The sequence below is a fragment of the Acinetobacter sp. V2 genome (genome assembly GCF_001188385.1).
GTDB classification, from domain to species: domain Bacteria; phylum Pseudomonadota; class Gammaproteobacteria; order Pseudomonadales; family Moraxellaceae; genus Acinetobacter; species Acinetobacter oleivorans.
Map to the genome: position 1 here is coordinate 413,992 of NZ_JZFB01000002.1, position 14,497 is coordinate 428,488.

The window sequence follows — 14,497 nt, forward strand, 5'->3', positions numbered from 1 at the left end:
GCCGTGCCTGTTGCAAGTAAATATGAACCAAAACCAATCATTGCAAGAATTGCTAAGATTTTGACAATAGAAAACCAGAATTCCATTTCGCCAAAAAACTTAACATGTAGCAAATTAATGCCATTAATTAAGACAAAGAAGGTTAAAGCAGATGCCCACGTTGGGATTTGCGGCCACCAATATTGAATATAAAGACCAATTGCACTTAGTTCTGCCATACAGACGAGAACATTGAGTACCCAATAGTTCCATCCTGACATGAACCCTGCAAATGGTCCCCAATATTTATAGGCAAAATGACTAAAAGAACCACTAACTGGCTCTTCAACCACCATTTCACCAAGCTGACGCATCATTAAAAAAGCAATAAATCCTGCAATGGCATAACCGAGGATGACCGATGGACCTGCTAATTTAATCGATTGTGATATACCAAGAAAAAGCCCTGTGCCAATCGCCCCACCCAATGCAATAAGCTGGATGTGCCGATTACTCAAACCATGTTTCAGGTTTCCTTGCTCTTGTGCTGACATATGATTATTCTCATCCGTGTCACGTAATTTTTTTCCAATAAATTACGTATATCATAAATTGATCAAACTTTCATAGATATTCATGAAAAAATAATTGCGTGACTTTTCTCATGACCGCGAATGAAAACAGAAAATACAAGAAATGACAATTATTATGAAATGTGTAATTAAATTATGTATTGCGTAATTTGATGAATTCAGTATTATAGAGACATGAAGCAATTGGTTGTGCTCGGTCTATATCAAACTCATAAGACAAATGATCTAAGCAAAGGTTAAAAACTTATTGAGTAGCTCAGTCCTAGACCGAACTTTTATTTGTATAAGACCCGAGATAAAGACAAGGACGCGAAAATGGAACAAAAACTAAACTCTTTTATTGAAGTTTCACCTCAATCAGATTTCACTATTCATAATTTGCCTTATGGTATTTTTAGCAAAACAGCTGATGGCGAGCGTCAGGTCGGTGTAGCTATTGGTGATTGGGTGATTGATCTCGCTGCTCTTGAAAAGCACGGTCTTTTAAAACTCTCAGAACAAGACACATACTTTAATCAACCGACACTGAATAAATTTATCGAGTCTGGCAAAGCCAACTGGTCAAAAGTTCGTAAGACATTACAGTCTCTTCTTTCAGTTGAAAATTTAACACTTCAAGAAAATGAAGCATTACGCCAAGAAGTCTTAGTTAAGCAAGATAGCGTTACTTTGCATTTACCTCTTCAGGTGCCTGGTTATACCGATTTCTACTCTTCTAAAGAACATGCGACCAATGTGGGTTGTATGTTCCGCGACCCTAAAAATGCTTTACTGCCAAACTGGACTGAATTGCCTGTTGGTTATAACGGTCGTGCTAGCTCTGTTGTAGTCAGTGGCACTCAAGTCGTGCGTCCATCTGGACAAATTAAACTTCCAAATGAAGAGCGCCCAGTTTTTTCTGCATCGCGTAAACTCGATTTTGAACTTGAAACAGCATTTGTTATTGGTAAACCAACGGCACTTGGCCAGCCGATCTCGATTGAAAATGCGTGGGACCATATTTTTGGAATGGTATTACTCAATGACTGGTCAGCACGCGATATCCAGCAATGGGAATATGTGCCTCTAGGTCCATTCAATTCAAAATCATTTGCCAGCGCCATCTCACCTTGGGTGGTAACACTTGAAGCACTTGAGCCATTTAAAGTTGAAGGTCCAAAACAAGAGCCTAAACCTTTAGCTTATTTACAAGAAAATATCGCCAACAGTTACGACATTAATTTGAGTGTTGAAATTCAAAGCCCGAAATCGGCGCAAAGCGACGTAATCTGCAAAACCAATTTCAAATATATGTATTGGTCTATGTCTCAGCAGCTTACTCACCACACCATTGGCGGCTGTAACGTTCAGGTTGGTGATTTAATGGGTTCAGGTACGATTTCAGGTTCTACACCAGATTCGTATGGCAGTTTGCTTGAGCTTACATGGAACACCACTAAACCTCTGACACTTGCTAACGGCGAAACTCGTGGTTTCTTACAAGATGGTGATACGCTCATTATGAAAGGCCACTGTGAGAAAAATGGTATTCGCATTGGCTTCGGTGAAGTTCGAAATACGGTTCTTCCTGCATTAACGTTCGACTTTGCAGAAACTTCGGAGCCAGATTATGAAGCTGTATAGTTACTTTCGTAGCTCTGCAGCCTACAGAGTACGGATTGGTCTAAACATTAAAGGTTTAGCTTATGAGACTGTTCCAGTTCATCTGGTAAAAAACGAACAGCAAAGCGAAGAGTATTTAAAGTTAAACCGCAGTGCTCTAGTCCCGACTTTAATTGACGGCGATTTAACCTTGTCTCAATCGTTAAGTATTTTGGAATATCTGGATGAGCAATATCCAGAAACCAAATTACTTCCAAGTGATGTGCAAGAGAGAGCCAAAATCCGTGCTTTTTCCCAAGCAATCGCTTGCGATATTCACCCCTTAAACAACTTACGCGTACTGAAATATTTAAAAAATGACTTAAATGTTTCGGACGAACAAAAAAATTATTGGTATCAGCACTGGATTATTGAAGGCTTTCAAAATCTCGAACAGCTACTTCAAGATTCAAACGGACAATTTTGCTTTGGAAACGAAGCAACAATTGCCGATTGCTGCCTGATTCCACAGGTTTACAACGCGAAACGCTTCAAGATTGATTTATCTGCGTTTCCAAAAATTGAATCAATTTATCACCATTGTTTGTCTATCCCAGCCTTCTATAACGCGGCGCCAGAACAACAACCAGATTGGGAATAGTAAAAAGGAGTTTTAATATGACATTTGCCATTAAAAAAATACATCACGTTGCATATCGTTGTAAGGATGCGAAAGAAACTGTTGAGTGGTATAAAAAAATGCTCAACATGGACTTCATTTTAGCTTTTGCTGAAGACCATGTGCCTTCAACTAAAGCCTTTGACCCATATATGCATTTATTCTTAGATGCAGGACAAGGCAATGTTTTGGCTTTCTTTGAATTGCCAACTCAACCAGACATGGGCCGAGACGAAAATACCCCACAATGGGTACAACATATTGCTTTTGAAGTTGAAGACTTAAATGCTCTAATGGCTGCGAAGCAACATTTAGAAGAAAATGGCGTGAAAGTTTTGGGCGTAACCAACCATGGCATTTTCCACTCAATTTATTTCTTCGATCCAAATGGCCATCGTTTAGAACTGACTTATAACGATGTACATGCTGAAGAAAAAATTGCAAAAATTACTGAAGAAATGAAAGCTGAAATGCTAGAGGAATGGAGCAAAACCAAACGTGCTCCACACCACACTCATTTCTTACATGAAGCAGAGTTAGGAACCTAATTTAAAAAAAGCAAACTAAAAAGTCGGCATTGGTTAGAATTGTTTGAATGAACGGTTCTGTATCAATGCCGATTTATATTATTTAAAACTGCTAAATTTCTAGAAAATCGCGCTATAAATAAGAGTGTCGGGATTTTAGAAAATTGTTGATTATTAAACATGCCAATTTCGCTAATAGAAAAAGGTGATTTCTATTTCGCACTGGGCTCAGGCATGATGTAAATCGCAGCAATTTCAATTTATATTTTGATCGTCACTGTTTAACAGCTGAAGTAACTTTATTAAGGGTATTTAAATGATTGAAGAAAAAGTATCTGGGGGGGTTCAATCACTTGAAGTCGGTTTATCTGTACTAAACGCCCTTTTAGAGCACAATCAACCTATTATTCTCAAAGACCTATCGAGCAAGCTAGAAATGCATCCTGCCAAAGTGCATCGCTATCTGGTCAGCCTTATTCGCATGGAATATGCAAAACAACTTGATGATGGGCAATATGCTTTAGGTGATCAGGCATGGCGCTTAGGTCTAAACTGTGTTCAACATAGTGACACACTACAGCTGGTACAGCATTTAATTTACGACCTACAAAACAAAATTGGTTGCGGTATACAAATTAGCAAATGGTCGCCTAAAGGCCCTGTAGTTGTTCAATCGATTGAATCAAACCACCCTATTTCAATTGTCACTAAAGTCGGCTCAATTATGCCTTTAGTCAATTCTGCTGCAGGACGTTTATTTGCTTCTTATCTTCCAGAGCATTTTGTTCGCCCCTTAATGGAAACAGAATGGCAAAAACATCAAGAGCTTGGTCTAAACATCGCACCACAAAACTGGGAAGCGTTTACAGAGCTTAAAGAAACCATTCGCCAGCAAGAAATGTCGGCAGCAAAAGGTGACTTACTGACAGGAATTAATGCGGTGGGTTTACCTGTGTTTAACTCAAATCAAAGCATTGAGTTTTGTATTGTCGCACTGGACAGCGAAATGTTTTTACCAGTCGACCCACACAGTAAAACGATTGAAATCTTAAAAAATGAAGTGAAGCTCATCAATCAATATATTAAAAGCCGCTAATCAACAGCAATAAAAAAACCAAGAGATCAAACTCTTGGTTTTTTAGATCAGGAATAAAGCTCAGCTTATTTAGTTTCTAAAACACCACGGCGAATCTGATCACGTTCAATCGACTCAAATAATGCCTTGAAGTTACCTTCACCAAAGCCGTCATCATCTTTACGTTGAATAAATTCAAAGAAGACTGGACCAATCATGTTTTCAGAGAAAATTTGCAATAACAATTTCTTCTGACCATCTTTAGTGTTGCCGTCTAGCAAAATACCACGCTGTTTTAACTCTTCAGTTGGCTCACCATGCTCAGGTAAACGTTCTGGTAGCATTTCATAATAGGTATTTGGCGGTGGTGTCATAAATTTCAGACCGAGACCCTTTAACTTATCCCAAGTCGAAATTAAGTCATCACAAATAAACGCGATATGTTGAATACCTTCGCCATTAAAGTCAGATAGAAATTCTGCAATTTGGCCGTTTCCTTTGTCCGAATCTTCGTTTAATGGAATACGGATCTTGCCGTCTGGTGCTGTTAATGCTTTAGACGTTAAGCCCGTATATTCGCCCTTAATATCAAAGTAGCGAATTTCTTGGAAGTTAAAGATTTTTTCATAGAAGTTTGCCCAATACTCCATACGGCCTTTGTAGACATTATGAGTTAAATGGTCAATTTCATTTAAGCCTGCACCTACTGGATGTCTTTGAGCATCATCAAAGAAAGTAAAGTCATTTTCATAAATATCGCGGTCAACTAAAAAGATCGGCATGCCACCAATACCTTTAATTGCCGGAATGTTGAGCTCCATTGGCCCAACTTTTGAATACATTGGTTCAGCACCAAGCTCTACTGCTTTTTGGAAAGCTTTTGCTGCATCACGTGTTTTGAAACCCATCGCACAAGCAGATGGACCATGTTCATTAAAGAAGAATGAAGCATAAGATTCTGGCTGATAATTCAGGATAATATTGATATTTCCTTGACGCCATAAGTACGCTTCTTTCGATTTATGCTTGGCTACTTTTGAAAAGCCGATTGTTTCAAAAATTGGATCTAATTCATTTTCTTTTGAAACAAACTCAATAAATGCAAAACCGCATAATTCTAATGGGTTCTCTAAAATATCCATCTAGTTTCCCTCTGGTGATTACCTGTTCCGTTTATCTCTATTGCTGATGAACTCAGCTCCTTTCTCTATAGAATACGTAATCATTGGGTGAGTATTTGAACCGTCAAAATGCCTTAACCCAACGCATCCTATGAGAAAAAAACGAATCATTAAAATGAAGATATGATGAGCGTGGAGCCTTTGATGATTAATTTCCGTTCCATGTGGTGTTTGTTTTCCATACACACTGTCCTTTGTTATCTAAAAGTACGATTGAGATTTTTCAATAAACCCTTAAAAATCGTCTTTTCCTAAAAATCATTTATAGATTTATGGAGACCAACATCCTTGTTGGATCTCCATTGGCCATTTACCTTGAATTAGATGCTACTAAAAACAATCAAATTATGCAATACATAACTTAATTATGAATTGCATAATTTTAGTAATATTAAATGAAGTAATTTTAAAATTAATGGTCAGTTTTCAAATTTTGTTTATGATTTCTACAATAAGCCCCGCCATCCATTTGATTTAGGAAAACTTATGATCTTAGTCAGTGCCTGTTTAACTGGTGAACCTGTTCGATATGATGGTAAATCTTGTTCAAATACTTTACTGAAGCAACTATTACTCAATAAAAAAGCCCAATCATTATGCCCAGAGTTATTAGGTGGTTTTACTACTCCTCGCTTACCCGCAGAAATTGTGGGCGGAACAGGTCAAGATGTACTTGATGGCAAGGCAAAAATTACCGACTCATCTGGTTTAGATGTAACAGACTTATATTTAAAAGGCGCTTACCGCACTTTAGAAATTGCACAGCAAATAAAAGCAAGCTGTGTGGTTTTAAAAGAAAATAGCCCTTCTTGTGGTAGCCAAAAAATTTATAACGGGACTTTTCAAGGGGAAAAAATTGTTGGAACTGGAATTACCACGGCACTATTGCAGCGCCATGGTTTTAAGGTAATTTCTGAAAATGAAATTGAAGATTGGTTAGTAGCCCATCCTCTTTAATGGTTGTCTGCTCAATCAAAACCCTCTTAATTGCTTTCTAAAATGGAAACAGAAGGCACTCAATAGACAAGCTACTAAATAACTCAGGGCGGCCATCCACCAAAAACCATAAATTCCCATCGCAGAAATCGAGATATCCTGCCAATGCAACCCTTTATAGGCCATCCACCAACCACCACCCAATCCGCAGCCCATTACTACGACCAAGAAAATTAGCATCGGTAAAATCGACACATCCCAACAGCGCAACAAAGAGGTCAATAACGCCATTAAGCCATCAAGGAAATGAAACAGACACACAATCAACAACAAGGATGCAGCCAAAATCTGCACGGCCAAATCATCTGAATAGAACGTGACAATTAAATCCCGTTCCAACCATAAACACAGGGACAGGCTGCCACTCACTGCCATAATTACCCATATACTTTGTTTGGCAATTTTGTCTGCTTCTTCCATGTTGCCGCTCCCCATAGATCGTGACACCAAAATGCTATAAGCCGAGGCAATTGATGAAGGGAAAATAAACATGAAGCCGCCAGTACTCGCGACAATTTGATGGGCTGCAGACACCACACTCCCAAAAGGCAAAATCAGAATAGCAACCGAACAAAATGCAACGACGTCCATCAATGCCATGATTGCTGTAGGGATACCTATTTTTAAAATCATCCGCAGACTCTGTCGGCTATCTTTAACCGAACGTTCTGGATGTTCAATGAAGATGTATCCTTTCTCCAAGAAAAACAGGTAATAAACAGCCAACATAAACCACCGTACAATGAGAGTGGCTAACAAAGCCCCTATCGCACCAAGTGGGGGAATTGAAAATAAAGCGACACCATAAATTAAAAGATAGGACAAAATAATTTTAAGAATGAAGAAAATGCTATCTGATAGTAAAACCTTATGCGCATTTTCAGTGACCTGAGACAAAGCTGTAAATAAACGCATTAGTAAATGCGCAGGTAAAATAAATATCAAAGCCCACATACAGTTTTTAGTAATTGAAACAACATGTTCAGATGCGCCGAACAATTTTGGTAAATCGCGGAACAAGTAAAGCAAGCCAATACTCACCAATGCCGAACATAACATCAGCCAAATGCCTTGAATAAAAATTTGACGAATATGGGGTATGTCATAGCAACCATAAGCTTCCGAGAGCTTGAGGATCACACCTTGCAGAATACCCATCCCAATGACATAAATCACTGTATATAAAGATAAGGTCACCGATAATGCGGCTACATGGTCATTGCTAAAATGCCCTACATAAGCAAGATCAATCAAACCACTTAAAACTAGAATTAAATTGCTTGAGAGCATGGGAATAAATAATTTAAAAATCTGATTCATCTAGGAAATACCTTATTTTTCTTTGCGATTTATACTCATATTCACGTTATTTTTAGTGCATCAATCCAAAGCAAAAGACATACCAGTTCTAAATTCAGCTCCCGCAAAATATGCTTTAAATAAAAAGGCCAAACTATTCGTTTGGCCTTCTTTTATATTATATGTTGTTTATGCAGTTATTCTTGTTTGTGTTTACTTGCCCAATAAGTCGCAAGTGCAGGACCGGAAATATTGTGCCAAAGGCTGAAAATCGCACTTGGTACAGCTGTAATTGGAGAAGCAGCAAAATGTACTGCTGCAAGCGCTACACCCAAACCTGAGTTTTGCATCCCTACTTCTACGGCAATTGCCTTACAGTCTGCATAAGGCAATTTAAAGAATCGTGCTGCTGCAAAACCTAATAAATATCCAAATCCATTATGTAAGATCACCACAGCTAAAATGAGCAAACCAGACTGTAAAATTGCTGCTTTGCTCCCACCAATAATGGCTGCCACGATCGCAACAATTGCAATCACTGAAACTAACGGCATAACTTGAATATACGATTCGACTTGACGTTTAAGCCATGTTCTTAAAATCAGACCAACCACAATAGGAAGCAATACCACCTGCAAAATCGAAATAAACATCGAAGCTGCATCAATCTTTAACCATTGACTCGCGAGCAAATAAAAAATCGCTGGTGTTAATACTGGTGCTAAAAGCGTTGATACCGATGTACAAGCCACCGATAAAGCCACATTACCTTTGGCCATGTAGGTAATCACGTTTGAAGCAGTTCCACCGGGACAACACCCCACTAAAATAACCCCAACGGCAATTTCAGGTGGTAAGTTAAATAATTTACATAGAACATATGCTAAACCGGGCATCACTACAAACTGGGCAACCACCCCAATCAAAACAGCTTTAGGGCTTTGTAATACCCCTTTAAAGTCATCTACAGTCATGGTCATTCCCATGCCGAGCATAATAATGCCCAAAATCCATGGAATGTAAGCTTTAAGCCAAACAAAAAATTCAGGCTGCCATAGCGCTAGTGCTGCAAAAACAATAACCCATAGGGCAAAAGTTTTCTGAATAAATTGGGTAAAGCGCAGTAATGCAGACATACTTTCTATCCCTAAAAATTAAAATACTAGACCAATAGACTTAGCGCCCACTCAACAGATCAGTCGATTGAATACGGACTACTTCTTGTTGCTGCATGGTTTGCCAAGCGTGTTCTAACGAGCCATCCAGATCAATAGCTTTACAAGCATCTTCAATCACTAAAGTTTTAAAACCTTGTTTAACTGCATCTAAGGCAGTCCATGCCACGCAAAAGTCCGTGGCAATTCCAACCACATAAACCGTATCAATACCGCGTTCTTTTAAGTAACTCGTTAAACCCGTCATTGTGGCGTGGTCTGCTTCCATAAAAGCCGAGTAGCTATCAATATGAGCATGAAAACCTTTTCGAATAATCAGTTGAGCAGTCGGGATATTTAAATTCGGATGAAATTCGGCATCGTGAGTACCCTGCACACAATGCTTAGGCCAAAGCACTTGTGGCCCATAGTCAAGCTCAATAGTTTCAAATGGCTGCTTACCCGAATGGTTCTGTGCAAAAGATATATGATTATCGGGATGCCAATCTTGTGTCAAAACAACATTTTCAAAACAATCAGCAAGTTGGTTAATCGTTGGAATAATTGTATCGGCATCGGCAACTGCTAAATTTCCACCCGGTGTAAAACCATTTTGCACATCAACTACGATTAAAACCGCATTTTGTGGTTGTTTATTCATATTCATGTCACCTTCAATCCCAACCGGGAAAATTGCATTCTATCTTGCCATAAAAAAAGTACATATTAAGTAAGGTCCAGTCGAATCAGGCTCTATTGTTATATTTACTGGCCTCTCTCAGCTGACAATAATGAAAACATCCTATCTTTTCCTCAAGTTTACCTCGCGATTATCCGTTAGGCGTATTGTTCTTATGCGTCTGATCAGTCATAATTTGCATAATTGTCATTCAACAATCTGTTATTGTTAGAACTGGACAATCAAAATACTGCAACCATCCCACATTTTGTTTTTCTTACCTCAGATTCGGATGGATAAATAGGATATTTTTAAAAATGACTCAGCAAGCACAGACCATTCAAGGCTCAATCGTCGCAATCGTCACACCAATGTTGAAAGACGGCGGTGTAGATTGGAAGGGTCTTGAGAAGCTGGTTGAGTGGCACATAGAACAAGGTACAAACAGTATTGTAGCCGTCGGTACAACCGGCGAAGCCTCAACATTGAGCATGGAAGAGCACACACAGGTTATTAAAGAAATTATTCGTGTAGCCAATAAACGTATTCCAATTATTGCCGGTACTGGTGCAAACTCAACCCGTGAAGCAATCGAATTAACTAAAGCTGCGAAAGATCTTGGCGCGGATGCAGCTTTACTTGTGACGCCGTACTATAACAAGCCAACTCAAGAAGGCCTATTCCAACACTATAAAGCGATTGCTGAAGCCGTAGAACTACCTCTTATTCTTTATAACGTACCAGGTCGTACTGGTGTAGATCTTGCAAACGATACAGCTGTACGTTTAGCAGAGATCCCTAATATTGTTGGTATTAAAGATGCGACAGGTGATGTACCTCGCGGTAAAGCATTAATCGAAGCTTTAAATGGCAAGATGGCTGTCTACTCAGGTGACGACGAAACTGCTTGGGAACTCATGCTTCTTGGCGCTGACGGTAATATTTCGGTTACTGCAAATGTTGCACCTAAAGCAATGAGTGAAGTATGCGCTGTTGCGATTGCTAAAGATGAACAACAAGCGAAGACGATTAACAATAAGATTGCAAATTTACACAATATTCTATTTTGCGAATCAAACCCAATTCCTGTGAAATGGGCACTACATGAGATGGGACTGATTGATACTGGTATTCGTTTACCACTCACTCCTCTCGCTGAGCAATATCGCGAACCTCTCCGCAATGCCCTAAAAGATGCGGGAATTATTTAATAAGAGCAATTTATGATGCAATTACGTCTTGGTTTAGTCCTTGCAGTTTCAGCCTTAAGTTTAGCTGGTTGTGGTCGCTTCGCAATTAATAATCACTCTTTAGATTATAAAAATGCCAAGCAACTTGCCCCGCTTGAGTATCCTGCCGATGCAACTGTACGACCAGCGACACCTTTGTATCCTGCACCAACTGTTGACCAGCTCGCTATTGAGCACGCGCCGAAGTTTGAAAACCAGCGTGGTAACCGTTTTGCATTGCCACGCCCTGAACAAACTCAAGGTAACAATGCAACAGCAGATGCATCTGCTCAAACGACTACTGTGCTTGGACGTCCTCAGCTTGTGACCGACGGTAATAAAAACCCATTATTAAAAGTTGATGGGAATACGACCGAGATCTGGCAATACACCAAAGCGACATTAAGTACTTTAAATTACAACATCATCGCTCAAGGCAGTAATCAGGCGACGATTAAAGTAAATGACAATACTTATGTACTTAAACTTACTGGTGTAGGTTCAAGTCATACTCTTGCTCTATTTAATGTAGACAACACTTTTGCAAGCCCAGATGTGGCTGCTGAAGTGTTAAACCAGATTTACCAAAATTGGCCAGCCTAGTCGTTTACTAGGCATTTTTTTTAAAAGGTTCCCTCATGTTAAAACAAACCTTGCTCTATACTGGTAAAGCAAAATCTGTATATGAAACAGACAATGCCGACCATCTGATTTTAGTCTTTCGTGATGATGCCTCTGCGTTCAACGGCGAAAAAATCGAACAACTAGATCGTAAAGGCAAGGTGAACAACCTTTTTAACGCCTTCATCATGGAAAAACTTGCTGCTGCGGGTATTGAAACGCATTTTGAAAAATTGCTTTCTCCAACCGAAGTGCTTGTTAAAAAACTTCAAATGATTCCTGTTGAATGTGTAATTCGTAACTACGCAGCTGGTTCTCTATGTCGCCGTTTAGGTGTAGAAGAAGGTAAAGAGTTAACTCCTCCTACATTTGAATTGTTCTATAAAGATGATGGTCTAGGCGACCCAATGGTTAACGAATCTCAAGCGATTGCTTTAGGTTGGGCGACTGCTGAACAATTAGAACAAATGAAAGTGTTAACTTACCAAGTAAACGATGTATTAAAAGCATTATTTGCTGAAGGCAACATGATCTTGGTGGACTTCAAGCTTGAATTCGGTGTTTTCCATGACCGTATCGTGCTTGGTGATGAATTCTCTCCAGACGGCTGCCGTCTATGGGATAAAGATTCTAAGAAGAAACTCGACAAAGACCGTTTCCGTCAAGGTTTAGGCGGTGTTGTTGAAGCTTATGAAGAAGTTGCTGCTCGTTTAGGCGTAGATTTATCTGCTCTCTAATCGTTCAAACTTCATGAAAAACCGGGCTTTAGCCCGGTTTTTTTATATTTAATTATTTGAGATATTAAAAAGTAGACAGATTTGTATATTTAATTAAATTATGACTTGCACAATCTAAAAACAAAGCACTAAAATCTAAAAAAACATTAAGCACTTCACAATAATTAAATTTCAAAACTAGGGAAAAGCTATGGAAATATCTAAGCTTGAAAAGAGATTAACGAATCATCCAATCCTTTTTGGTGAAAATCCTTTGGTCTTATTAACTAACTTTAGCAATTCCGCCTTAAAACAAGGCTGGAGTCAGGCAGAAGTCGAATCTGTTATTTCTAAAGCCTCCCAAGGTGACTATATGGCACTGATCCGCACGTTAAGGGCTTATACATTTCTTTAATCTTATTGCTGATAATCTGCTGCCACTTCACATTCAATTTATAAAAAGACACATAAAGCTGTTAGGAATCGACTGGATTTATCTCAAGTACTGCCTTATCAATAAATAAAAATAAGAAATATAAATTATTTATTCAGTGAGGAGTAAACCTGATGGATCATGAAATAGAGGAAAAAAAGGTCGAGAAAACCTTAAGCTGGCGTGAAAAAATGGCAGTTGAAGAACATGAAAAACTGTCACCCCGTTTGGTCTATGAAATTATCCGCCGTGATGGTGCCGAAGAGCTGGATCGTCCAACGGCTGCACTGATCTTTTCAGGGATTGCTGCGGGTTTAGTCATCAGTTTTTCATTTGTATTTAAAGCCATTATTGCTTCTTATCTCCCAACTGATGCTGTTTGGACCGATTTAATCACCAATATCGGTTATACCATTGGGTTTCTGATCGCTATTTTGGGTCACATGCAACTCTTTACAGAGAATACCATCACCACTGTTGTACCTTTATTCAAACCCTTTACCTTCGATAAATTACGAGCAGTGGGCCGCTTATGGGGCATTGTGATTCTCTGCAATATCATTGGGACAGCTTTGGCGAGTTTATTTTTCTTAACTACTCACCTGTTTACTCCAGATATTGACAAAGCACTGGATGAACTCGCCCATCATGTCGGTTCCTTTTCTGCGACCCAGAATATGCTCAAAGGTATTATGTCAGGGCTGTTAATTGCAGCGTTGGTTTGGATGTTACCCTCAGTTACTAATAAGTTCCTGCTCATCTTTTTCATGACTTACTTGATAGGACTGGGTGACTTTACCCATGTAGTGGTAGGCTCTACAGAAATGTCCTATCTCGTCTGGCAAGGAGAGGCTTCCATTAATGACTATCTGTTTACTTTCCTCGTCCCCACCACTATTGGCAATATTATTGGTGGTACAGGCGTGTTTACACTACTGATTTATGGTCAAGTGACTGAAGAACTAGAGCAGAAGCATAAATAAACTATTGTTCCTGCTGCCATCTGCGTTGCTGTAAGCGCTCACCTTCAACCTCACGCTTATTTCTCGCAGACTCATAGAGTTTGGTTCCCTTTAACTCTGGCGGCAAATAGTCTTGCAACACAAAGTGCTCAGGATAATCGTGAGGATAGAGATAATTAATCCCATAACCTTGTTGCTTCATCAGCTTGGTCGGCGCATTTCTCAAATGCAAAGGCACAGGTAAATTTGCCGTTTTTTCAGCAAGTTCTAAGGCCTTATTAATCGCTAAATAAGTACTATTACTCTTTGCACTCGTTGCTAAATAAACCGCGGTTTGGCCCAAAATAATTCGAGCCTCAGGCATCCCCACCGCTTGTACAGAGCGGAAACACTCACCTGCAAGTAATAGCGCATTAGGGTTAGAGTTTCCAATGTCTTCTGAAGCTGCAATCAGCATACGTCTTGCAATAAAAACCGGATCTTCTCCGCCTTTGAGCATACGTGCCATCCAATACAGGGTTGCATCTGGATCACTACCACGAATTGATTTAATAAAAGCAGAAACGAGATCGTAATGCTGCTCACCCGATTTGTCATAACGCGCAATATTTTGCTGAGCGACTTTCACCACCACCGCATTGGTAATCGTGTTTTCAATTTCTGGTTCAAATGTACTTGCAATTAAATCCAGTAAATTAAGCGCTTTACGAGCATCGCCTGCTGCGAATTGAATGAGAGCATCGTATTCTTCAACATGAATATAACGCTCTTTTAAGAATTTATCGGCTTGAAG

15 protein-coding genes and 1 pseudogene are annotated in these 14,497 nt (G+C 39.3%); 10 read left to right on the top strand and 6 right to left on the bottom strand.

Annotated elements, in window-relative coordinates:
• On the bottom strand, positions 1 to 533 hold a 533-nt coding region (locus UC75_RS21190), incomplete at its 3' end, for an amino acid permease (protein WP_228137273.1).
• 354 nt (positions 534 to 887) lie between these two features.
• Between UC75_RS21190 and fahA the strand changes: the two genes are divergently transcribed.
• The 4 genes from fahA (at position 888) to UC75_RS10745 (ending at position 4,455) form a co-directional block, all read left to right on the top strand.
• Positions 888 to 2,195: a fumarylacetoacetase gene (gene fahA / locus UC75_RS10730; RefSeq protein ID WP_049837571.1), complete on the top strand. Its 1,308-nt coding sequence runs from the start codon at positions 888 to 890 to the stop codon at positions 2,193 to 2,195.
• Positions 2,182 to 2,814 carry a maleylacetoacetate isomerase gene (maiA, locus tag UC75_RS10735; RefSeq protein ID WP_049837572.1) on the top strand — a complete coding sequence of 211 codons (633 nt, stop codon included), beginning with the start codon at positions 2,182 to 2,184 and terminating at the stop codon, positions 2,812 to 2,814. The genes fahA and maiA overlap by 14 nt, the downstream gene beginning before the upstream one ends.
• Before the next feature lie 17 nt (positions 2,815 to 2,831).
• Entirely contained in the window at positions 2,832 to 3,380 is a 549-nt protein-coding gene (locus UC75_RS10740; protein ID WP_004790185.1) for a VOC family protein, read from the top strand.
• A 295-nt stretch (positions 3,381 to 3,675) separates the two neighbouring features.
• A complete protein-coding gene (locus UC75_RS10745; RefSeq protein WP_005300427.1) occupies positions 3,676 to 4,455 on the top strand; it encodes an IclR family transcriptional regulator in 780 nt (259 codons plus the stop codon).
• Between the two features lie 65 nt (positions 4,456 to 4,520).
• On the opposite strand, the gene hppD is transcribed toward UC75_RS10745, so the two are convergent.
• Positions 4,521 to 5,576, bottom strand: coding sequence for a 4-hydroxyphenylpyruvate dioxygenase (hppD, locus tag UC75_RS10750; protein WP_049837573.1), 1,056 nt, complete (start codon positions 5,574 to 5,576; stop codon positions 4,521 to 4,523).
• A 525-nt stretch (positions 5,577 to 6,101) separates the two neighbouring features.
• Between hppD and UC75_RS10755 the strand changes: the two genes are divergently transcribed.
• Positions 6,102 to 6,572, top strand: a complete 471-nt coding sequence (locus UC75_RS10755) for a DUF523 domain-containing protein (protein ID WP_049837574.1) — start codon at positions 6,102 to 6,104, stop codon at positions 6,570 to 6,572.
• A gap of 15 nt (positions 6,573 to 6,587) precedes the next feature.
• Here the strand turns inward: UC75_RS10755 and UC75_RS10760 are convergent, their stop codons facing one another.
• The 3 genes from UC75_RS10760 to pncA form a co-directional block, all read right to left on the bottom strand.
• On the bottom strand, positions 6,588 to 7,931 hold the full coding sequence (locus UC75_RS10760; RefSeq protein WP_049837575.1) for an MATE family efflux transporter: 1,344 nt from the start codon (positions 7,929 to 7,931) through the stop codon (positions 6,588 to 6,590).
• Positions 7,932 to 8,107: 176 nt separating this feature from the next.
• Positions 8,108 to 9,046, bottom strand: a complete 939-nt coding sequence (locus UC75_RS10765; RefSeq protein WP_049837576.1) for a bile acid:sodium symporter family protein — start codon at positions 9,044 to 9,046, stop codon at positions 8,108 to 8,110.
• A gap of 40 nt (positions 9,047 to 9,086) precedes the next feature.
• A complete protein-coding gene (gene pncA, locus UC75_RS10770; protein ID WP_049837577.1) occupies positions 9,087 to 9,731 on the bottom strand; it encodes a bifunctional nicotinamidase/pyrazinamidase in 645 nt (214 codons plus the stop codon).
• A 329-nt stretch (positions 9,732 to 10,060) separates the two neighbouring features.
• Between pncA and dapA the strand changes: the two genes are divergently transcribed.
• The 5 genes from dapA (at position 10,061) to UC75_RS10795 (ending at position 13,725) form a co-directional block, all read left to right on the top strand.
• Positions 10,061 to 10,954 carry a 4-hydroxy-tetrahydrodipicolinate synthase gene (gene dapA, locus UC75_RS10775; RefSeq protein WP_005300412.1) on the top strand — a complete coding sequence of 298 codons (894 nt, stop codon included), beginning with the start codon at positions 10,061 to 10,063 and terminating at the stop codon, positions 10,952 to 10,954.
• Between the two features lie 15 nt (positions 10,955 to 10,969).
• Entirely contained in the window at positions 10,970 to 11,575 is a 606-nt protein-coding gene (locus tag UC75_RS10780; protein ID WP_128825251.1) for a lipoprotein-34 precursor (NlpB), read from the top strand.
• 35 nt (positions 11,576 to 11,610) lie between these two features.
• Positions 11,611 to 12,330, top strand: coding sequence for a phosphoribosylaminoimidazolesuccinocarboxamide synthase (purC, locus tag UC75_RS10785; protein ID WP_004790203.1), 720 nt, complete (start codon positions 11,611 to 11,613; stop codon positions 12,328 to 12,330).
• A 190-nt stretch (positions 12,331 to 12,520) separates the two neighbouring features.
• On the top strand, positions 12,521 to 12,724 hold the full coding sequence (locus UC75_RS10790) for a hypothetical protein (protein WP_013196537.1): 204 nt from the start codon (positions 12,521 to 12,523) through the stop codon (positions 12,722 to 12,724).
• A gap of 152 nt (positions 12,725 to 12,876) precedes the next feature.
• Positions 12,877 to 13,725: a formate/nitrite transporter family protein gene (locus UC75_RS10795; protein ID WP_049837579.1), complete on the top strand. Its 849-nt coding sequence runs from the start codon at positions 12,877 to 12,879 to the stop codon at positions 13,723 to 13,725.
• A 1-nt stretch (position 13,726) separates the two neighbouring features.
• Here UC75_RS10795 and UC75_RS21195 read toward each other — a convergent pair.
• Positions 13,727 to 14,497 (bottom strand): annotated as a pseudogene (locus UC75_RS21195) (replication-associated recombination protein A); the annotation flags it as partial.

Excerpts from the sequence above, each read along its gene's own strand:
- fahA (WP_049837571.1), top strand. The coding sequence starts at position 888 with ATGGAACAAAAACTAAACTCTTTTATTGAAGTTTCACCTCAATCAGAT.
- maiA (WP_049837572.1), top strand. The coding sequence starts at position 2,182 with ATGAAGCTGTATAGTTACTTTCGTAGCTCTGCAGCCTACAGAGTACGG.
- UC75_RS10740 (WP_004790185.1), top strand. The coding sequence starts at position 2,832 with ATGACATTTGCCATTAAAAAAATACATCACGTTGCATATCGTTGTAAG.
- UC75_RS10745 (WP_005300427.1), top strand. The coding sequence starts at position 3,676 with ATGATTGAAGAAAAAGTATCTGGGGGGGTTCAATCACTTGAAGTCGGT.
- hppD (WP_049837573.1), bottom strand. The coding sequence starts at position 5,576 with ATGGATATTTTAGAGAACCCATTAGAATTATGCGGTTTTGCATTTATT.
- UC75_RS10755 (WP_049837574.1), top strand. The coding sequence starts at position 6,102 with ATGATCTTAGTCAGTGCCTGTTTAACTGGTGAACCTGTTCGATATGAT.
- UC75_RS10760 (WP_049837575.1), bottom strand. The coding sequence starts at position 7,931 with ATGAATCAGATTTTTAAATTATTTATTCCCATGCTCTCAAGCAATTTA.
- UC75_RS10765 (WP_049837576.1), bottom strand. The coding sequence starts at position 9,046 with ATGTCTGCATTACTGCGCTTTACCCAATTTATTCAGAAAACTTTTGCC.
- pncA (WP_049837577.1), bottom strand. The coding sequence starts at position 9,731 with ATGAATATGAATAAACAACCACAAAATGCGGTTTTAATCGTAGTTGAT.
- dapA (WP_005300412.1), top strand. The coding sequence starts at position 10,061 with ATGACTCAGCAAGCACAGACCATTCAAGGCTCAATCGTCGCAATCGTC.
- UC75_RS10780 (WP_128825251.1), top strand. The coding sequence starts at position 10,970 with ATGCAATTACGTCTTGGTTTAGTCCTTGCAGTTTCAGCCTTAAGTTTA.
- purC (WP_004790203.1), top strand. The coding sequence starts at position 11,611 with ATGTTAAAACAAACCTTGCTCTATACTGGTAAAGCAAAATCTGTATAT.
- UC75_RS10790 (WP_013196537.1), top strand. The coding sequence starts at position 12,521 with ATGGAAATATCTAAGCTTGAAAAGAGATTAACGAATCATCCAATCCTT.
- UC75_RS10795 (WP_049837579.1), top strand. The coding sequence starts at position 12,877 with ATGGATCATGAAATAGAGGAAAAAAAGGTCGAGAAAACCTTAAGCTGG.